The sequence below is a fragment of the Klebsiella sp. JN_Kp121 genome (genome assembly GCF_040062145.1).
GTDB classification, from domain to species: Bacteria; Pseudomonadota; Gammaproteobacteria; order Enterobacterales; family Enterobacteriaceae; genus Klebsiella; species Klebsiella aerogenes.
Genome location: NZ_JBEAHX010000002.1, coordinates 379,068 through 399,379 on the forward strand (window position 1 = coordinate 379,068; position 20,312 = coordinate 399,379).

A 20,312-nucleotide genomic window follows, 5' to 3' on the forward strand; every position below is an offset into this window, starting at 1 on the left:
GGTAATGAAAACTTATCTACGAATGTCGGGGCTTTTTTTCTGCTTTTTGTTCATATACAGGCGCGCATCGGCAGCTTTCATTGCTTCGCTGAGCGACTGTTCTGGCGCGAGATGTTCCGCGCCCCAGGAAAAATCGACGCGCTGTTGATGGTCATGAATCGTCAGATATTGCCGGATCCTCGCCGGGATATTTTCCGCTTCACTTTCCGGATAATCGATCAGAATTAGAAAGAACTCATCGCCTCCTAAGCGCACGCCATAATCGCTGCTACGAATGGATGCGGAAATAGCCTGCGCCAGTAGAATAATCGCTTCGTCGCCGGCGTTATGCCCCCAGGTATCGTTGATCTTTTTCAGTCCATCGCAGTCAAGGGCCATCGTTACCACGTTAACCCCTTGCGCGGTAAGTCGTTGCAGGCGCGACTCGAGCATCGTGGTAAGGATTTTACGATTATAAAGGCCGGTCATGGTATCGCTGATATTCTCTTTCGATACCGAGTTATAAAGGCGGAAATGAACCCGCACCAGATGCAGTAATGCGGCGGTAGAGAGTAAATAAAACAGGAAGAGTTTCCATGAACTAAGCAGAAAATACATAACATCCAGAGACAGAGTTATCCGTAAGTTTTCTGCTACCTGATGGGTGTAATGGGCGTAATTCAACAGGTGCGTTTTACTATGATGTACCTCAATGAGTGCGCCGGTATCGGAATCCTTCAAGGTAATATCCAGATAGCGCCACACCAAAGGTCGGTCGCTGGTGTATAACAAGGCCTCAATCTCTTGCGCGGTCACATCGACCATCACTACGCCTTTCAGCTTATCCTTGAAATACACTGGCGTTAAAAACGATAAAATATTCTTTCCCGTCATCGCATCAACATACACGGTCGAGATGAGCGAACGACCCTGTTCTAAACCATCAAGGCTGGCCTGGCTAATACCCAGTTTACTGTCCTGAAGAAAATTCCAGTTCTGTATCGGATTACTTTTAATTCTGACGGGCGCATAAAAGTAGATGTATTTATTTACCAGGTCTATGTAATAGCGAAAGCGTTTTTCTGATTTAAGCGTCGCGGGAACCTCTGGCTGCCAGCTATCATTTTTGGCAACCGCGCGATCGAATGCCTGGAGTGCAGGAATATCTCCACGCCACTTGCCGCAGTCGGCATGCGCGGCGCTTAGCGTGCCATGCAACTGGGGATAGGTATATCCGGCGATATTCAAACCACTGACATCCCCGTTGTGTTGTACGCTATTGCAGACCTGTTCTACCTCTGTTTGGTTTGGGGGAGTATCCAGCTTACGCAGAAACTGAGAGATGATGAGTTGATTCTGATACTTATCATAGAGAAAGGTCGATTCTCCTTTTTCTACGATGTATCGCATATAGCCTGACATATCGCGGTGGGTAGCGATTAATTCGTATACAAGAAAAGAAGACGTCAACACCACAACGCCTGCGGAAATAACATGTCGCAGTAATTTATTCTGTAATTTCATGATGTTTGGATTCGTCTTACCCGTTTAGCTGATTTTATCATAGTGGATAAACAGGCTACCAGAGCGTGGGTGAACGAACGGCTGGTCAGATTAACTATGCTGACAGGTAGTGTAGGTGTGGAGAACGAGGCAGGGCAGACTAACTAAAATGCGGCACTCTTCATGACGCGTGTCTGAAGAGTGCGCAGGACTGGCCAAAGGCCACTCATGAGGCGGCGGAGGCAAACATTTTGCTTCCGGCGAGTTGTGACATGACAGGCTGATAAACATCGATAGATTCGATATTGTCAAAAGTCACCATGTCGGATTTGCAAAAAATGCATTTCGCGCCGAAGGGGTTTTTTTCGCTCACGTCAAAATGTGAGGTTCTGTATTGTGACCCATGGCAGCACGGGCATCGGAAATGAATATTGTTAATCATAATTTTATCCTTTTATATTATTATGTTTTTTTACATTTTGTCACTTACCCACAGATGAATATGTAAATTTCTGGTGGGCTGAACTGCAAAACGGAAAAATATTTTGCGTTACTACTAAAAATAGCATAGCTGACAGATTATGTTATCAATTTATGCCATTTTGTGTTGATTTGAATGAGATGCTTCTTATTTATCTACTCAGGTCAAAGCCGTCATCGTTATCGTAAATCAGAAGTTCGCATCAAATTTAGCCGGCGTTTAACCGTTTTACTAAGTCATAAATCTTATTAGTCATCTTCTATCCAATTTTTTTAATGTATCAAAGCATACAGGATTTGATTTGCAGAAGAATCTTAATACTATTGGAGAGACTCAGGAAAGGTGGTATCAGCGATAGCGCCTGGAGGTGTGAGTAACTGCTTGGGTAATATCTTTCTGTCTTTCAAATCGACGTAGCCATTAACGCATAGTAGAAAAAATAGTGCAAGATTTATTTTAGCCGTCCAGAGGCCCAATGCGTAAAGGATTAATTCGACAATTATCGAAATGTAAATGAACGGAACTGTGGCTGGCTATTAATGTGTTTTAGTTACAGAAAAATCAGCCAGAACGGGTATTTATCTGGCTGATTTATGAGGCTAAGTATTACTGGTCGCGCCTTGTTTATGAAACAGTTCGCGGAACACCGGATAAATATCTTCCTGATCGCGAATATGCTGCATAGCAAAATTCTCAAACGTCGCCTGCAGATGTTCATATTCGCGCCACAGAGTCTGGTGAGCGCGGCGGGTGATTTCGATATAGCTGTAGTAACGAACCACCGGCAATATTTTCTTCGCCAGCAGTTCATGACACAGCGGCGAGTCGTCTGCCCAGTTATCGCCATCCGACGCCTGCGCGGCGTAAATATTCCACTGCGCCGGGTCATAGCGGGCTTTAACAACCTCATCCATCAACTTCAAGGCGCTTGAAACAATCGTACCGCCGGTTTCCTGGGAGTAGAAAAACTCATGTTCATCCACCTCTTTCGCCTGGGTGTGGTGGCGAATATAGACCACTTCAACGTTTTTATAGGTCCGGCTGAGGAACAAATACAGCAGAATGTAAAAACGTTTCGCCATGTCTTTGGTGGACTGGTCCATTGAACCAGAAACATCCATCAGGCAGAACATCACCGCCTGACTTGAAGGCTCCGGTCGTTTCTCATAGTTTTTATAGCGTAAATCAAAGGTGTCGATAAACGGCACGCGCTCAATTTTAGCCCGTAGTTCCGCAATTTCTTTACGTAGCCGCTCCTCTTCCAGCAACTGCGCTGGTTCGCTTTTGGCAATGGTATCGAGATCGTCTTCCAGCGCCCGCAGTTCGCGCCGTTTACCGGCGGTCATCGCGGTTCGCCGTGCCAGCGAATTCTGCAATGAACGCACCACGCTGATATTGGCCGGCACGCCGTTGGCGGTAAAACCCGCACGATGGGTTTTGAACTCGTTCAACTGGCGTTGCTGGTTTTTCTTCAGGTTGGGAAGGGCCAGATCTTCAAACAGCAGGTCAAGATATTCATCTTTCGAAATCTGAAAGACGAATTCATCCTGGCCCTCGCCATCGGCGCTGGCCTGCCCCTGACCACCGCCGCCTCCGCCGCCGCCGCCCTGAGGGCGTTCAATACGGTCGTTCTGCACAAAGTGATCGTTGCCGGGATGGACGCGATTACGAAGCCCGCCGCGCCCCTGATGAAACATCGGCTCGTTAATATCGTCCGTCGGAATGGAGACGGATTCACCGCTGTCGATATCGGTCACCGAACGTTTATTGATGGCTTCGGAGATCGACTGCTTTATCTGCGCCTTGTAACGGCGCAGAAAGCGCTGACGATTGACAGCGCTTTTGTTCTTCCCGTTCAGGCGTCGGTCTATGAACCAGGTCATATGCCCTCCTGTACTGCATTTGCCAACTGTACCCTGATGTTGATTAGGGTAGATGTCTTTCGTTATACGAGCAGTGGTGCTGAAACCCGGCAGCCGCAGCTACCGGGTTGGTCGCTATCAGGACGATTTACGTACCCGCAGGTACCATTCGCACAGCAGGCGTACCTGTTTACGGGTATAGCCTTTTTCCATCATACGATCGACGAAGTCGTCGTGTTTTTTCTGCTCGTCGGTAGACGTTTTGGCATTGAACGAAATGACCGGCAACAGCTCCTCGGTATTGGAGAACATTTTCTTCTCAATAACCGTGCGCAGTTTTTCATAACTGGTCCAGTTCGGATTACGTCCGCTGTTATTCGCTCTGGCGCGCAGCACGAAGTTGACGATTTCATTACGGAAATCTTTCGGGTTGCTGATCCCGGCGGGCTTCTCGATTTTCTCCAGTTCCGAATTCAGCGATTCACGGTCGAACAGTTGCCCGGTATCCGGATCGCGGTACTCCTGATCCTGAATCCAGAAATCCGCATAAGTGACATATCTGTCAAAAATGTTCTGTCCATATTCGGAATAAGACTCAAGATACGCCGTTTGGATCTCTTTGCCGATAAATTCGGCGTATTTCGGGATCAGATAGCCTTTGAGGAATTCCAGATAACGTTCGGCCTGCTCTTGCGGGAACTGTTCGCGTTCGATTTGCTGTTCCAGTACGTAGAACAGATGGACCGGGTTGGCCGCCACTTCGGCATGATCGAAGTTAAACACCCTTGAGAGAATTTTAAAGGCAAAACGGGTAGAGAGACCGTTCATCCCTTCGTCGACGCCGGCGTAATCACGATATTCCTGGTAGGATTTCGCTTTCGGGTCGGTATCTTTCAAGCTTTCGCCGTCATAGACGCGCATCTTCGAGTAGATGCTCGAGTTTTCCGGCTCTTTCAGGCGCGACAGAATAGAGAAGCGCGACAGCGTTTCAAGCGTTCCTGGGGCGCATGGCGCATGGGTCAGCTCACTGTTATTCAACAGTTTTTCATAAATACGGATCTCTTCCGAGATGCGCAGGCAATAAGGCACTTTGACGATATAGACACGGTCAAGGAACGCCTCGTTGTTTTTGTTATTACGGAAAGTCACCCACTCGGATTCGTTGGAGTGCGCGAGGATAATGCCGTTGAACGGCAGGGCGGAGATACCCTCGGTACCGTTATAGTTGCCTTCCTGGGTCGCCGTCAGCAGTGGGTGCAATACTTTAATCGGCGCTTTAAACATCTCGACGAATTCCATGATCCCCTGGTTGGCGCGGCATAGCGCGCCGGAGTAACCATAGGCATCCGGGTCGTTTTGCGCATAGTGTTCCAGTTTACGGATATCCACTTTCCCCACCAGCGCCGAAATGTCCTGGTTATTTTCATCACCGGGTTCCGTTTTGGCGATGGCAATCTGTTCGAGGATTGACGGCCACACTTTCACGACGCGGAATTTAGTGATATCACCGCCGAACTCGTGCAGGCGTTTAGCCGCCCACGGCGACATAATTGTGCCGAGATAACGGTTAGGAATGCCGTATTCTTTATTGAGGATCTGCGCGTCCTCCTGCGGGTTAAACAGGCACAGAGGGTGATCGTTGACCGGGCTGCGTTCGCCATTCGCGCTCAGCACGTAGATTGGCACCCTTTGCATCAGCGATTTCAGGCGTTCCGCCAGCGAGGATTTACCGCCGCCAACCGGCCCCAGCAGATACAGAATCTGTTTTTTCTCTTCCAGACCCTGCGCAGCATGTTTCAGATAGGAAACAATCTGCTCGATGGCATCTTCCATACCATAGAACTCTTCAAACGCCGGATAGCGTGCAACAACCCGGTTTGAAAAGAGGCGGGACAGCCGCGGCTCCAGGGCCGTATCGACCATGACTGGTTCACCAATGGCCGTCAATAGCCGCTCTGCCGCGTTGGCATAAGCACTGCGATCTTGCCGGCAGATGGTAAGAAACTCCTGCAGTGTGAACTCTTCGTCCTTGGCAGCTTCATAGCGCTGGCGATAGTGATCGAATATATTCATGGCATGCCGTCCTTTCGTTTTTTAGCACAGGTTGAGAGCCGTTCATATGAATAGTAGGGGCCCCCGGAAGGAGCAGGCTGAACGACATCCTTTACTTATCAGCAACCCTCGTGCCAGGTTACAGAAGCGATTTGGATAACGTGCTCTGCGACTACACCTTCTAAATTTAAGCGTAGATGCATTTAGAAAACTTGCATGCCGCTAAAACTCAATTTCAATGACATATCAATAACTCATCCGGAAACCAGGCAATTTTTCGCATATCTTGCCAAAGCCTTTCATCAATGTGTCATGAAGTCGCAAGAGGACGGTCATCAAGCAGTGGGAAATTGTTCGGTTTAGTGTAAGAGCAAGTAAAGCATTTGAGGCATGACCTCTACGACGTTAAACTGCACGCGCTAATTATTTGACAACAGGAATATGGATCGTGACTAAAATCAAACTTCTGGCACTGGGTGTGTTCATCGCGACGTCAGCTGGCGCAGTGCACGCTGACGGGAAGTTAACGCTGGGGGCCGGCGTGGGCGTCGTCGAGCATCCTTATAAACAATATGATGCAGATGTTTACCCGGTACCTGTCATTAGTTATGAAAGTGATAACTTCTGGTTCCACGGTTTGGGTGGTGGCTACTACCTGTGGAATGATACCAACGACAAACTGTCCGTGACCGCTTACTGGTCGCCGATGTATTTCAAGCCGGGCGACAGCGACAATTCGCAGATGCGCAAGCTGGACCGCCGCAAATCCACCATGATGGCGGGGTTGAGCTACGTTCATAACACTCAGTACGGATTCCTGCGTACGACGCTGGCCGGCGATACGCTGGACAACAGCAATGGCATTACCTGGGATATGGCCTGGCTGTACCGTTACACCAACGGCAACCTGACCCTGACGCCGGGTATTGGCGTGGAGTGGAACAGCGACAATCAGAACGAATACTACTACGGCGTCTCGAAGCATGAGTCGAATCGCAGCGGCATGCGCAGCTACGATCCTGACAGCAGCTGGAACCCGTATCTGGAGCTGGCGGCGAACTATCGTTTCCTCGGCGACTGGAGCGTTTATGGTATCGCCCGTTACACTCGTCTGTCTGACGAAATCACCGATAGCCCGATGGTGGACAAATCCTGGAGTGGCCTGATTTCGACCGGGATCACCTATACCTTCTGACGGTGCACTTCCACAGACTTTTTTGTGCATCAAAACAGGGCGTTATGCCCTGTTTTGCTATATTACAATTCGCGTTTATGCCGGGTGGCGGCTACGCCTTACCCGGCCTACGGGTCGAGCCCACTATCGCCTCAGTAAACACGGTTTTAAGTAGGCCGGATAAGCGAAGCGCCATCCGCTCACGCCAGACGCTTGTCGGTCTTAACGCTTCACAACGCGAATAGTCTGCGCCAGGCGAGTGGGTTTCTCTTCGCTGGCTTTCTGCGGCACGGTCACGCAGCAGGTTTCCACGCAAACAAAAGTTTTGTAGCCATCATCCGGCATATCGCCCATGCTGACGGAAAGCGCCGGGCCCGGGTTCCAGGCAACGACGTTACCGTGATGGCGATGGATCACGTCGATGTTGCGCTGCAGGACGTCATCATGAATCACGCTGCAGGCATCGGCATTGAGATAAACGCGGTCGGTGCGGTCCGGGAAGGTCTGGATGCCGTCTTTCAGCACACCTTCTTCGGCATTCAGCACTTTATCGACATAGCGATCGCCAAGGCCGCTCACTTTGACTGCCGTGATATCGCCAACGTTGAAGTAGGTGTGCAGGGCGGATGTGGTTTCAAACTCGCCGTGGGCTTCCAGTTCGATCTCGCAGGTCTTACCCAGCTTGAAGCGCGCATACAGCGTGAAGTCGTGCGGCCAGTATTTGCGGGTTTCGTCACTGCTCTGCAGTTCGAAGGTCAGCATCACGCCGTTTTCATCTTCGTCCTGGCATTTTAGCGCCCATGGCAGGTTGCGTGCGAAACCGTGCGACGGCAGCCCCTGTTGCGCTGACGGACCGAACCATGGCCAGCAGATGGGTACGCCGCCGCGCAGGGCGACGCCGCTTTTAAATGGGGTATTGTTGCTCAACCACAAAACTTCTTCTTCACCGGCCGGTTGCCATGAGAGCAGGTGAGCGCCCTGTAGGGCGACGGAAGCTTTTACCTGCGGGTGGTCAACGACGATAAGTTCAAGATCGTCCAGCTTGCGGCGGGAGAATGCAGGAGAAAGTTGTTCAATCACCGGGAGAGCAAAAATTTTATTAATCATTACGCCATCCTCTTTCAGGCAAAAAAAAGAGCGACCGAAGCCGCTCTTATTGATTACTTATTCATCTCAACTTATTTGGAGATGTGAGCAATCAGGTCCAGAACTTTGTTGGAGTAACCAGTTTCGTTGTCGTACCAGGAAACCAGTTTCACGAAGTTGTCGTTCAGTGCGATACCAGCTTTAGCATCGAACACGGAAGTGCAAACTTCGCCGTTGAAATCGGTAGATACAACGTCGTCTTCGGTGTAACCCAGAACGCCTTTCATTGCGCCTTCAGAAGCCGCTTTGATTGCTTTCTTGATTTCTTCGTAGGACGCTGCTTTTTCCAGACGAACGGTCAGGTCAACAACGGATACGTTCGGAGTCGGAACGCGGAACGCCATACCGGTCAGTTTGCCGTTCAGTTCTGGCAGTACTTTACCTACCGCTTTAGCAGCGCCGGTAGAGGACGGGATGATGTTCTGCGCTGCGCCGCGGCCGCCGCGCCAGTCTTTGTGAGACGGGCCATCAACGGTTTTCTGAGTTGCGGTAGTAGCGTGAACGGTGGTCATCAGGCCTTCAACGATACCGAAGTTGTCGTTGATGACTTTAGCCAGCGGAGCCAGGCAGTTGGTGGTGCAGGATGCGTTAGAAACGATGTCCTGGCCTGCGTAAGTGTCGAAGTTAGCGCCGCGAACGAACATCGGAGTGTTGTCTTTGGACGGGCCAGTCAGAACGACTTTTTTCGCGCCAGCGGTGATGTGTTTACGAGCGGTTTCGTCGGTCAGGAAGATACCGGTTGCTTCAGCAACAACGTCAACACCAACTTCATCCCATTTCAGGTTAGCCGGGTCACGTTCAGCGGTAACACGGATTTTTTTACCGTTAACGACCAGATGACCGTCTTTCACTTCAACGGTACCGTCGAAACGACCGTGAGTGGAGTCATACTTCAGCATGTAAGCCATGTACTCTGCGTCTAACAGGTCGTTGATTGCAACGATCTCGATGTCAGAACGTTTCTGAGCAGCACGGAAAACAATGCGACCGATACGGCCAAAACCGTTGATACCTACTTTGATAGTCATATATTCCACCAGCTATTTGTTAGTGAATAAAAGGTTGCCTGTAAAATTACAAAAACCTTACGCAGCGTCAAGCGGAATCGTGTCAATCATTGCGACAAATCAATCCTGAGCAGACCTTTGCGCGATTGATTTGCCTCACTCTCCCTTTGAGCCCAATTCCATATGGGGACTGCGTCCGGAATTTTAAAGGTCATATAAGATAAAAATGTGATTAGTATCACAATTATCTGGCTGCCTAATGGCATCGGATAAGTTTAGAACAAAAGTACAGGTTTCATTGTTAATGTTTTGTTAGAATCGACGGGTAAAGTTGCCCTTTCAAAGCGAGAAGTAATCACATGGCTAATAAACCATCTCCTGACGAGCTCAAACAAGAATTGAGCGAGATGCAGTTTTATGTGACGCAGAATCACGGTACCGAACCGCCGTTTACCGGACGGTTGCTGCATAACAAAAAAGACGGCATCTACCACTGCCTGGTCTGCGATGCGCCGCTATTTCACTCACAATCCAAGTATGACTCCGGCTGTGGCTGGCCAAGCTTCTATGAGCCGGTGAGTGACGACGCGATTCGTTATCTCAATGATTACTCCCACGGGATGCAGCGTACTGAAATTCGCTGTGGCAATTGCGATGCGCATCTGGGGCATGTCTTCCCGGATGGCCCGCAGCCGACCGGCGAGCGTTTTTGCGTCAATTCGGCCTCTTTAAGCTTCACCGATGAGCAAAACGGCGAGCGAACTAAAGGCTAAGAAACGATTCAGCAAATTATTCCAAGACGGATGAGCAGAAGATGGATATCGAGCAAATTATTGCCAGTATGACGCCGGAACTGTACCAACGTTTAGCCACCGCGGTGGAGTTAGGAAAATGGCCGGACGGCGTTGCGCTGACCCCGGAACAAAAAGAAAACAGCATGCAGCTGGTGATGTTGTGGCAGGCGCGCAACAACACGGATGCGCAGCATATGACCATCGACACCAACGGTCAGATGGTGATGAAGAGCAAACAGCAATTGAAAGAGGATTTCGGTATCGTGCCGAAGCCGATTGCGACGTTCAAACCGCAGTAACCTGCCGCACAGAGCGCCCGGTTTAGCCGGGCTGCTCTCCATGTTACCCCGGTCGCGCAGTGCTTCCGGGGTGTGTGTTTTACTGCGTCTTGATACCTAGCGACTCGGCCAGTTGTCGGGCAAGCTGGTTTTTGTCATCTGCGCCATATTCCCAGAACATGCCGCCCGCTAACCCTTTGCTCTTGATGTAATCGGCTTTGATCGCCACCGAACGTGGATTCTCGTAGGACAGGGCGAAAAGCGCTTTGCCATCGGCAGAGTTTACCGATAACCACGGCACCTTCGCTTCGTCATCCCAGTGCTCAGTAAAGCGTTTCTGCGGATCGTTGAGCAGTTTGGCAACAATATCGTTGTATTTCACATAGGTATCTTTGCTCAGGTCATAACCCAGCGATTTAAACAACTCGATTTGCTGTGCCCCGAAGTAAGGCTGGGTAGCCGGGTTTTTCTGCGCGTCTGGCTTACTCCAGTCAATCCCTGGCTCGACGGCACGTTTCGGTACCCGGCCATAGAAACCAATACCGAGATTCATCTGGCTGGGTTTTAGACCGGCGGCCAGATAGTTATTAACCACAAAATCGGCGCTATATTTATCCGCTGCGGCTACGGTCGGCCAGTGGCGGGAGTCATACAGATTGGAGTTGAAATATTGCGTGCCGTAGGCCATGTCGTAGGTCATCAGATTGATGTAGTCCAGCTGTGGGGCGACCGCTTTCACGTCGACCCAGCTTTTTGGACTTTCAACATTAGCGCCCACGGCGATGGTCACCAGTTTCTTAGTGCCGACGGCGGCACGTAGTTCTTTCAGCAGCGCGGTAAAGTTATCGCGATCCGCCGGCTGGCTGGCCACTAATCCCCAGGCGCCGTTAACCGGAAATTCCCAGTCAAGATCGATGCCATCAAGGCCATATTGGTTAATGACCTGCTGAACCGAACGGATAAACACCGCCCGGCTTTCCGGCGTGGCCGCCGCGCCGGAAAATCCACGCGCGCCCCAGCCGCCGACGGAGAGCAGGACTTTCAGATCGGGATTTTGCTGGCGTAGCGCCGGCAGTTTTTGTAAATCCGCCTGTACTTTTGGCGACAGCCAGATTTGATGGAGATGGTCAGGGTCTTTCAGCGCGTCGTTGGTCTCGTCTTTTTCATCGTTGTAGATAAGGCCGAACGAGTAGTTAAGATGGGTTATTTGTCGGACATCAAGCTTGTCGATATCGCCGCCGGGGCCTGCGGTGACGTCGCCGCCGCCGTTAAAGTAGCCGACCGACATATAAGATTGCGCGGAAACGACAGAGGCGCAGAGCAGGGGTAATGCTGCCAGAAAGGGCAAAAGTTTCATCGGAGTTCCTCTTTGACAATAATAAAAATGCTCACGCCACGGAAATGGCGTGGCGAAAAAACAGCCTGTCCACAGTATCAGCCCTTATCCGGGGAAACTGCGAGACAGCTCAATTTATCGAGGTCAACGAGGCGGTAAATACCGCCCGGCGTGAGGTACGCCGGGCGCAACGTCAGGGCTGAGTTTCCAGCCAGTCATCGAGGGTGTAGAGCGTGGCTCCGGCGGCGGCCATGTCCATAAAGGCAACGGCGCTGTCCTGCGGCTGCAGGTTGACGCCGCGACAGCCGTCGGTGATCACGTTGACGGTGTAGCCCAAATCCAGGGCATCAAGCACGGTAAACTTAACGCAGTAATCCGTCGCGAGACCGAGAATGTTCAGCTCCGTCACACCGTGCGCGCGCAGCCAGCCATCGAGTTCGGTTTTCTGCCGGTGACCGTTGTCGAAAAACGCGCTGTAGCTGTCGATTACCGGATTTTGCCCTTTATGAAACACGGCGTTAATAGCCTGCTGTTTGAGTAGCGGGTGCAGCGCGGCGCCATCGCTATGCTGCACGCAGTGATCGGGCCAGAAAGTCTGCGGCAGGCCATCAAGCTCGCCCTGGGCATAGGGTTCCGCCTGATGCTGACTGGCAAAGCTACCATGGTTGGCCGGATGCCAGTCCTGGCTTGCGATGATGGCGTCGCCGCGCGCCAGGCTCCAGTCGATCAGCTGATTTGCGATATCAATGGTGCTGTCGCCTTCGGGGACGGCGAGTGCGCCGCCAGCGCAGAAATCGTTTTGCAGGTCTACCAATAGCAGCGCGCGGTGGCTCATAGCATGTTCCTTATTCATCGGGGGTCAGCTCGCCGCGCAGGTTTTGCTGCATGGCGTTTCGAATGGCCGCACCATCAAGGTTCTGACTGAGCAGATAGTGTAGCTTGGTCAGCGTCGCTTCCACGGTCATATCAAAACCACTAATGACTCCGGCCTGCGCCAGCGCGTTGCCGGTGGCATAGCCGCCCATATTCACCTTACCCGACATGCATTGCGTCAGGTTCACCACCACAATACCGCGCTGGCTGGCTTCCGCCAGGACCTGAATAAACTCGCCGTTCTGCGGCGCATTGCCTACGCCATAGGAGCGCAGGATCAGCGCTTTCACCGGCTGACGCAGGAAATTACGCACCACATCGGCAGAAATCCCAGGATAGATAGTGACCACGCCGATAGGCTGCGGCGTAATGGGATGGACGATCAGCTCGCCCTTTCCGTGCGGCGCGGGCGGGGTACCGAGACGGCGGATATGGATGCCGGCTTCCAGCAGCGGCGCCAGGTTTGGCGAAGCAAAGGCATCAAAACCGTCTGCGTGGGCCTTGGTCGTGCGGTTGCCGCGATACAGACGATTATTGAAGAATAGCGAAACTTCATTGATCGGGTAGTTGGCGGCGACGTACAGCGCATTGAGCAAATTGATTTGCCCATCGGAACGCAGCTCGGCTAGCGGGATTTGTGACCCTGTCACAATGACCGGCTTACCTAAGTTCTCCAGCATGAACGACAGCGCCGAAGCGGTGAAGGCCATGGTATCGGTGCCGTGCAGGATAACGAAACCATCGTATTGGTCGTAGTGGTCGCGAATGTCGTCAGCGATATGCTGCCAGTCTTCCGGCGTCATATCAGACGAGTCCATCAACGGCGCATATTCATGAATAGTGAAGTCCGGCATCTCCGGGCGGTGGAACTCGGGCATTAGCGCCAGCTGGCGCTGCAGGTGGCCGGAAACGGGGATATAACCGTGATCGGAGCGCTGCATACCGATGGTCCCACCGGTGTAGGCAACGTAAATCGATTTCTTTTGCATAGCATCGCTTAGGTTGGACGTGAACAGGCGCAGTATAAAGTGGCAGGCAAAAAAATAAAGCGCTAACCCTGAGAGTTGCAGGGAAGCGCTTGAATTTAATGTCGTTGAAACGCTGCCCCACGGCGGGGGCAGACGGGGGATTAACGAATATTGGCGCAGGTCAGACAGAAGGCATAGCGATTCTGCGGATCGTTAAATGTCGCCAGTTTATCGCTTTCCGTTTTCACAACGTCCGCTGCAGCCGCAACCGGCGCAGGCAGGTATGCCTGAATCGCGGCCGGCAGAGCAGCGCGCACCGAACCGGTCAGACTATCCATCACCATCGCAAAGAACGTGGGTTCTTCCTGATACCAGGTGATATGCCATTGTTTCAGTTTCGCCAGCTCCGCGGCTTTCGCCACCGCATCGTCGAAATCGCCGAGGCTATCTACCAGACCATTGGCTTTGGCGTCTTCACCGGTCCAGACATGGCCTTGTGCGATTTGGTCAATCTTCTCCGGCGTGCTCTTACGCGCATTAGCCACCAGGGTGATAAAGCGCTTATAGCCATTTTCGATGCTCAGCTGTATTAACTGCTGCACTTCCGGCGGTAGCGATTTGGTGGTTGAGACATCGGCCAGTGGCGAAGTGGCGACGCCATCGGTATGAACGCCAATCGAACCGAGCGTATTTTCCACCGTGTTAATCACGCCGAAGATACCGATGGAGCCGGTGAGGGTGCTCGGGTTCGCCACGATGTAATCCGCAGGGGTGGAGATCCAGTAACCGCCGGATGCCGCCATGCCGCCCATTGAGACCACCACCGGTTTACCCGCCGCTTTCGCCGCCGCCAGTTCTTCGCGGATGACCTCCGAGGCGCTGACGCTGCCGCCAGGACTGTTGACGCGCAGAACGATCGCTTTCACTTTCGGATCCAGACGCGCGTCGCGGATTTGCGCCGCGGTGGTGTCGCCGCCGACGTTACCCGGCGTTTCCTCACCGTCCATGATGGCGCCATTAGCAAAGATAACCGCTACCGCTGAACCCTGTTCAGCAGGCGCTTTGACGTTGTAATCGTAGTAGCTGATGGCGCGATAGTTGTTATCCGCTTTGCTCCAGCCAAACTGCTTAGTCAGCGCTTTTTCCACTTCCGTCGAGGTGGCCAGCTCGTCGACCAGCTTGTTATCCAGCGCGTATTTCGCGGTATCGCCATCAACTTTACGCAGGCCGTCGATCACGCCCTGAGCGCCGGGGAACAGCTGCTGCGCGGTGATCTGGCGGTTAGCGGCAATGGTGTTGAGATAGTTCTGCCACAGTTCGCCGATCCAACGGCTGTCCGCTTCACGCGCAGCCGGCGACATGTCGTCGCGAATAAACGGCTCGACGGCGGATTTGTAAGTACCGACGCGGAAAACATGGGTCGAGACTTTCAGTTTATCCAGCAGCGACTTGTAATACAGGCCGTTGGTGGCAAAGCCGTGCAGGTCGACTTCACCCTGCGGCGAGAGCCAAATTTTATTGGCGAAACTCGCCAGATAGTATTGTCCCTGGGTGTAGCTGCTACCTACGGCATATACCGGTTTACCGCTGTCGCGGAACTCGCGTAGCGCTTTACCGATATACTGCATCGAGGGCTGATCGCCGCCGACGAAGTTTTTCAGATCCAGTACGATACCGGTGATATTACGGTCGTCTTTCGCCTGGCGAATCGTCTGTACGATATCGAACAGCGAGTTCTCCTGCAGACGATCGGAACTGGCGCCGAACAGCTGGCGGCCAATGACCCCGAGCTTGCTGCTGGCGGAAGGCTTATCAACGACCACGCCGGTGATGTCCATCAGCAGCGCGCCGCGTGCGGTATGTTCCGCGGTGCTGCTGCTAAACTGTGCCCAGATGCCGACGCAAATCAGCACTAACACCAGGAACACCAGGTTCAGCGCGAATTGGCGAATGAAATTGAGTATTCGCCATGTCCATTTAAAAAATCCGGCAAGAAATCGCCAAAGGGTTCGCATGTATTCTCCCTAATATTTTGATGATGGGTCAGCCGCAGGGGCTGCCGCGTCTGGCTATCCTAAAGAGAGTGCCGACGCTTGTCAGCAGGAATCACCCATCGGGCTGTAACAAAATCCATGCGCATGTTAATTTTATGCAAAATGACATCACAGGAGTTACACAGATGGATGCTCTCGAACTACTGGTAAATCGCCGCAGCGCGTCGCGCCTGACCGATCCGGCTCCGGCTGGTGAACAGCTGGAAAATATCCTTCACGCGGGGATGCGTGCGCCGGATCACGGCACGTTACAACCGTGGCGGTTCTTTATTATTGCCGATGATGGCCGCGAACGCTTTAGCCAACTGCTGGAAAAAGGGGCGATGGCCGCCGGGCAGGATGAAAAAGCCATTGAAAAAGCACGTAATGCGCCGTTCCGTGCGCCGTTGATTATCGCGGTAGTCGCACGCTGCGAAGAACATCCGAAGGTACCGCTGTGGGAACAGGAGATGTCCGCGGGATGTGCGGTGATGGCGATGCAAATAGCCGCAGTGGCTCAGGGCTATAACGGTATCTGGCGTAGCGGTGCGTTAACCGAGAGTCAGGTTGTCCGCGAAGGCTTTGGCTGCCGCGAACAGGACAAAATTGTCGGTTTCCTCTACCTTGGCACGTCGCAGTTAAAAGCATCAACCACGTTTACGCGTCCGGATACCGCGCCGTTCGTCACGCGCTTCTGAGTCAGTGCTTGTTACGCCGGTGGCGCTGCCGCTTACCGGGGCTACAGCGCTGTGCGATTTAGTAGCCCGGAGAAGGCGCAGCGCGCCGCCTCCGGGAGTTCAACGGCGATGACGTTACTTCTGCGTTTTGGCGAATTCATCCTTTGCTTTCTGCAACTGCTGTTGGAAGGCCGGGTTGGTATGCAGGGTCGCCACCACCGCCGAGCCGACTATCCGCGCCGCATCGACGTCGCTCTGCCAATGATAGCCGCAGATAACCCGGCTTTCGCCCAACTCATAGCCGCGTTTGAGAATTTCGTTTTGCCGCTGCGGATTGATCTCCGCCAGTACCAGCGCGGTTGCCCAACCGATAGAGGTATGACCGGAAGGGTAAGATCCGTTTTTCGACAGCTTGTCCTGCTCGGTAGTGTTACAGGTTGAAACGCCGTAGAACGCAAACGGGCGAATGCGCATATATTTCTCTTTCGCGCTGCGGGTGGCCAGATCGCCGGCATCCTCAATCATATTTGTCAGCAGCTTATGTAACTGCGGCGCGTCTTTTTCGGTGATGGGCGAACCAAAAGCGCTGGAGAAGGCATTCGCGACGCCGCCGGCGCTCAGGTTAGCATCTTCAGCCGCCAGCTTGCCGCGTTCGGTATTGCGCAGCAGCCGTCCTTTCTCATACATCGCCTGATCGTTTAAAAATGCGATGCTGCCAACTTCCGGCGGCGGCGGCAACAGCGCCAGGCTATCGATGGCCTGTGCATTTTTCAGATAATAGAGATCCGGTTTGGTGGTCGCATCATTGCCGGCAGGGACCAGCGCGAAAGCGTTAACGGAAAACAGGCTGGCGAGGCAGAGGGCGAGAACGCGCTTTTTCATCTACATTTCCTTACGGTGTTATATGTCCAGAACAATGGTTTTGTTTTTAGTCACATTTTTGTCATCTGTAAGTAAAAGTTAAAATGGCGTTGAAAAAATTGTTCGGTATCGCAAAAACGCATATTTGTCTGCTTAATGAGCAACCACTCGCGATTTCGGACTGTCGCACTTATCACCTTGCCGTTTGGGCGCTACCATAGCGGGATTGCAATGACAGGAGATGTCCATGAGCGAGCAAGCTATTCGTTTAACGCAATACAGCCACGGAGCCGGTTGCGGTTGTAAAATTTCCCCTAAAGTGCTGGAAACCATTCTGCATAGCGAGCAGGCGAAGTTTGTCGACCCGAACCTGCTTGTCGGCAACGAAACCAGCGACGATGCGGCGGTCTACGATCTGGGTAACGGGACGTCGATCATCAGCACCACCGATTTTTTCATGCCGATCGTCGATAATCCTTTTGATTTTGGCCGTATCGCGGCGACTAACGCCATCAGCGACATTTTCGCCATGGGCGGCAAACCGATTATGGCGATTGCGATACTTGGCTGGCCAATCAACACGCTGGCGCCGGAGATTGCTCGCGAAGTGGTTGAAGGCGGGCGTTTTGCCTGCCAGCAGGCCGGGATTGCGCTGGCGGGCGGTCACTCCATCGATGCGCCGGAACCGATTTTCGGGCTCGCGGTGACCGGCGTGGTGCCAACCGAACGTATCAAGAAAAACAGCACCGCGCAGGCGGGCTGCAAGCTGTATCTGACCAAACCACTGGGTATTGGCGTGCTGACTACCGCCGAGAAGAAATCGTTGCTGAAGCCGGAACATCAAGGGCTGGCGACGGAAACCATGTGCCAGATGAACCTTGCCGGCGCCGCATTTGCCAATATCGAAGGGGTAAAAGCGATGACCGACGTCACCGGTTTCGGCCTGCTGGGGCATCTCAGCGAAGTCTGCCGCGGCGCGGGCGTTCAGGCGCAACTAAACTACGCCGATATCCCTAAACTCCCGGGCGTTGAAGCTTACATTGCCGCCGGAGCGGTGCCGGGCGGCACCGGACGCAACTTTGCCAGCTACGGTCATTTGATGGGCGAGATGCCGGCGGAATGGCGCGATCTGCTGTGCGATCCGCAAACTTCCGGCGGCCTGCTGCTGGCGGTCACGCCGGAAGCAGAAGCCGAAGTCCAGGCCGCTGCCGCGGAATTTGGCATTAAGCTTGCCGCCATTGGCGAGCTGGTAACCGCCCGCGGCGGGCGTCCAATGATCGAGATCCGTTGATTAGATGCGGTTGTTTATTGCAGAAAAACCGAGTCTCGGTCGCGCTATCGCCGATGTGTTGCCGAAACCGCATCGCAAAGGCGATGGCTTTATTGAGTGCGGCAACGGGCAGGTGGTCACCTGGTGTATCGGTCACCTGCTGGAGCAGGCGCAGCCGGATGTTTACGACGGACGCTACGCGCGCTGGAACCTGCTCGATCTACCTATCGTTCCGGAAAAGTGGCAACTGCAACCAAAACCGTCGGTCACGAAACAGCTGAACGTCATCAAGCGCCTGCTTGGCGAGGCGCAGGAAGTGGTTCACGCGGGCGACCCGGATAGAGAAGGGCAACTGCTGGTCGATGAGGTGCTGGACTACCTGCAGCTGGCGCCGGAAAAGCGCCAGCAGGTGCAGCGTTGCCTGATTAACGACCTCAACCCACAGGCGGTTGAGCGGGCGATTAACCGCCTGCGCGCGAATAGCGAGTTTGTCCCGCTGTGTGTGTCGGCGCTGGCCCGCGCTCGCGCCGACTGGCTGTATGGTATCAACATGACCCGCGCCTACACCATTCTCGGGCGTAATGCCGGCTATCAGGGAGTGTTGTCGGTTGGTCGCGTACAGACGCCGGTGTTGGGGCTGGTGGTGCGTCGCGATGAAGAGATCGAGAACTTCGTCGCCAAAGATTTCTTTGACGTCAAAGCGCATATTGTCACGCCGCAAGACGAGCGGTTTATCGCCACCTGGGTGCCGAGCGAAGCCTGCGAACCCTATCAGGATGAAGAGGGGCGTTTACTGCATCGCCCGCTGGCCGAGCATGTGGTTAAACGCATTGAAGGCCAGCCGGCAATCGTGACCGGCTATAACGATAAGCGCGATTCCGAACCGGCGCCGCTACCGTTTTCACTGTCGGCGTTACAGATCGAAGCGGCCAAACGTTTCGGCTTCAGCGCCCAGAACGTGCTGGATATCTGCCAGAAGCTGTATGAGACCCACAAACTGATTACCTATCCGCGCTCGGATAGCCGCTACCTGCCGGAGGAACATTTTGCCGGCCGCCATGCGGTACTGAATGCGATTAGCGTCCATGCGCCGGATCTGCTGCCGCAGCCGGTGATGGATCCGGAGATCCGCAACCGTTGTTGGGATGATAAAAAGGTCGATGCGCACCACGCCATTATCCCGACCGCGCGCAGCAGTCAGGTCAAACTCAACGATAACGAAGAGAAGGTATACAACCTGATCGCTCGTCAGTATCTGATGCAGTTCTGCCCGGATGCGGTGTTCCGCAAGTGCCAGATTGACCTGGATATTGCTAACGGCAAATTTGTCGCCAAGGCGCGCTTCCTCGCCGAAGCGGGCTGGCGCGCGCTGCTTGGTAACAAAGAGCGCGACGAAGAGAACGACGGTACGCCGCTGCCGGTGGTCGCCAAAGGCGATGAGCTATTGTGCGAAAAAGGTGAAGTGGTGGAGCGACAAACCCAGCCGCCGCGCCACTTTACCGACGCGACGTTACTGTCGGCGATGACCGGTATTGCCCGCTTCGTGCAGGATAAAGAACTGAAAAAGATCCTCCGCGCAACCGACGGTCTGGGGACGGAAGCGACCCGCGCCGGGATTATTGAGCTGCTGTTTAAGCGCGGTTTCCTGAATAAAAAGGGGCGCTATATCCACTCATCGGATGCCGGTCGGGCGCTAATCCATTCTCTGCCGGAAATGGCCGCGCGCCCGGATATGACCGCCCACTGGGAATCGGTATTGACGCAAATCAGCGAAAAACAGTGCCGCTATCAGGACTTTATGCAGCCGCTGGTGGGGACGCTGTTCCAGCTTATCGATCAGGCGCGGAGCACGCCGGTGCGCCAGTTCCGCGGGCTGGTCGCGCCAGGCGGAGCGAAAAAGTCGTTTAGTAAAGGGAAAGGCAAGCCGAAAGGGAAAAAGCCGGAGGCGGACATCGCGCCGGAAAGTCCGCAATAATTTTCTTCGCCCCTCGCCACGAGGGGCTTAGCTAAAACGCACT

17 protein-coding genes are annotated in these 20,312 nt (G+C 53.3%); 6 read left to right on the forward strand and 11 right to left on the reverse strand.

Going from position 1 to position 20,312, the window contains the following annotated elements; genetic code table 11:
* Positions 1 to 12: 12 nt before the first annotated feature.
* The 4 genes from dgcJ to yeaG all read right to left on the reverse strand — a co-directional run bounded on the left by dgcJ (position 13) and on the right by yeaG (position 5,898).
* Positions 13 to 1,503 (reverse strand): diguanylate cyclase DgcJ, encoded by a 1,491-nt coding sequence (dgcJ, locus tag ABLU86_RS04460; RefSeq protein WP_045360492.1) that lies wholly within the window; start codon positions 1,501 to 1,503, stop codon positions 13 to 15.
* 205 nt (positions 1,504 to 1,708) lie between these two features.
* Entirely contained in the window at positions 1,709 to 1,924 is a 216-nt protein-coding gene (locus tag ABLU86_RS04465) for a hypothetical protein (RefSeq protein WP_041165555.1), read from the reverse strand.
* Between the two features lie 638 nt (positions 1,925 to 2,562).
* Positions 2,563 to 3,846, reverse strand: a complete 1,284-nt coding sequence (locus ABLU86_RS04470) for a YeaH/YhbH family protein (RefSeq protein WP_015366144.1) — start codon at positions 3,844 to 3,846, stop codon at positions 2,563 to 2,565.
* Between the two features lie 117 nt (positions 3,847 to 3,963).
* A complete protein-coding gene (gene yeaG / locus ABLU86_RS04475; RefSeq protein ID WP_015366145.1) occupies positions 3,964 to 5,898 on the reverse strand; it encodes a protein kinase YeaG in 1,935 nt (644 codons plus the stop codon).
* A 427-nt stretch (positions 5,899 to 6,325) separates the two neighbouring features.
* Here yeaG and ABLU86_RS04480 point away from each other — a divergent pair, with 427 nt between their 5' ends.
* Entirely contained in the window at positions 6,326 to 7,072 is a 747-nt protein-coding gene (locus ABLU86_RS04480; RefSeq protein ID WP_015705786.1) for a MipA/OmpV family protein, read from the forward strand.
* Between the two features lie 201 nt (positions 7,073 to 7,273).
* Here the strand turns inward: ABLU86_RS04480 and ABLU86_RS04485 are convergent, their stop codons facing one another.
* A complete protein-coding gene (locus ABLU86_RS04485) occupies positions 7,274 to 8,158 on the reverse strand; it encodes a D-hexose-6-phosphate mutarotase (RefSeq protein ID WP_059444044.1) in 885 nt (294 codons plus the stop codon).
* Positions 8,159 to 8,229: 71 nt separating this feature from the next.
* On the reverse strand, positions 8,230 to 9,225 hold the full coding sequence (gene gapA, locus ABLU86_RS04490; RefSeq protein ID WP_004203784.1) for a glyceraldehyde-3-phosphate dehydrogenase: 996 nt from the start codon (positions 9,223 to 9,225) through the stop codon (positions 8,230 to 8,232).
* Positions 9,226 to 9,563: 338 nt separating this feature from the next.
* Between gapA and msrB the strand changes: the two genes are divergently transcribed.
* Both msrB and ABLU86_RS04500 read left to right on the forward strand, forming a co-directional pair.
* On the forward strand, positions 9,564 to 9,977 hold the full coding sequence (gene msrB, locus ABLU86_RS04495) for a peptide-methionine (R)-S-oxide reductase MsrB (RefSeq protein ID WP_015705785.1): 414 nt from the start codon (positions 9,564 to 9,566) through the stop codon (positions 9,975 to 9,977).
* A gap of 41 nt (positions 9,978 to 10,018) precedes the next feature.
* Entirely contained in the window at positions 10,019 to 10,297 is a 279-nt protein-coding gene (locus tag ABLU86_RS04500; RefSeq protein ID WP_015366149.1) for a YeaC family protein, read from the forward strand.
* Between the two features lie 79 nt (positions 10,298 to 10,376).
* Here the strand turns inward: ABLU86_RS04500 and ABLU86_RS04505 are convergent, their stop codons facing one another.
* The 4 genes from ABLU86_RS04505 to sppA form a co-directional block, all read right to left on the reverse strand.
* Positions 10,377 to 11,633 carry a glycoside hydrolase family 18 protein gene (locus tag ABLU86_RS04505; RefSeq protein ID WP_063422058.1) on the reverse strand — a complete coding sequence of 419 codons (1,257 nt, stop codon included), beginning with the start codon at positions 11,631 to 11,633 and terminating at the stop codon, positions 10,377 to 10,379.
* A 172-nt stretch (positions 11,634 to 11,805) separates the two neighbouring features.
* Entirely contained in the window at positions 11,806 to 12,447 is a 642-nt protein-coding gene (gene pncA / locus ABLU86_RS04510) for a bifunctional nicotinamidase/pyrazinamidase (RefSeq protein ID WP_047048482.1), read from the reverse strand.
* Between the two features lie 10 nt (positions 12,448 to 12,457).
* Positions 12,458 to 13,474: an asparaginase gene (gene ansA / locus ABLU86_RS04515; RefSeq protein WP_015366152.1), complete on the reverse strand. Its 1,017-nt coding sequence runs from the start codon at positions 13,472 to 13,474 to the stop codon at positions 12,458 to 12,460.
* 140 nt (positions 13,475 to 13,614) lie between these two features.
* Complete coding sequence (gene sppA / locus ABLU86_RS04520; RefSeq protein WP_047048480.1) at positions 13,615 to 15,468, reverse strand: signal peptide peptidase SppA; 1,854 nt, start codon at positions 15,466 to 15,468, stop codon at positions 13,615 to 13,617.
* 164 nt (positions 15,469 to 15,632) lie between these two features.
* Here sppA and ABLU86_RS04525 point away from each other — a divergent pair, with 164 nt between their 5' ends.
* Entirely contained in the window at positions 15,633 to 16,184 is a 552-nt protein-coding gene (locus ABLU86_RS04525) for an NAD(P)H nitroreductase (protein WP_348795956.1), read from the forward strand.
* Positions 16,185 to 16,298: 114 nt separating this feature from the next.
* Here the strand turns inward: ABLU86_RS04525 and phoC are convergent, their stop codons facing one another.
* Positions 16,299 to 17,045, reverse strand: coding sequence for an acid phosphatase PhoC (gene phoC / locus ABLU86_RS04530; protein ID WP_015705781.1), 747 nt, complete (start codon positions 17,043 to 17,045; stop codon positions 16,299 to 16,301).
* A 226-nt stretch (positions 17,046 to 17,271) separates the two neighbouring features.
* On the opposite strand from phoC, the gene selD reads away from it, so the two are divergent.
* Positions 17,272 to 18,315: a selenide, water dikinase SelD gene (gene selD / locus ABLU86_RS04535; protein WP_045360482.1), complete on the forward strand. Its 1,044-nt coding sequence runs from the start codon at positions 17,272 to 17,274 to the stop codon at positions 18,313 to 18,315.
* 4 nt (positions 18,316 to 18,319) lie between these two features.
* Positions 18,320 to 20,269 (forward strand): DNA topoisomerase III, encoded by a 1,950-nt coding sequence (locus ABLU86_RS04540; RefSeq protein ID WP_015705779.1) that lies wholly within the window; start codon positions 18,320 to 18,322, stop codon positions 20,267 to 20,269.
* The last annotated feature ends 43 nt before the right edge of the window (positions 20,270 to 20,312 follow it).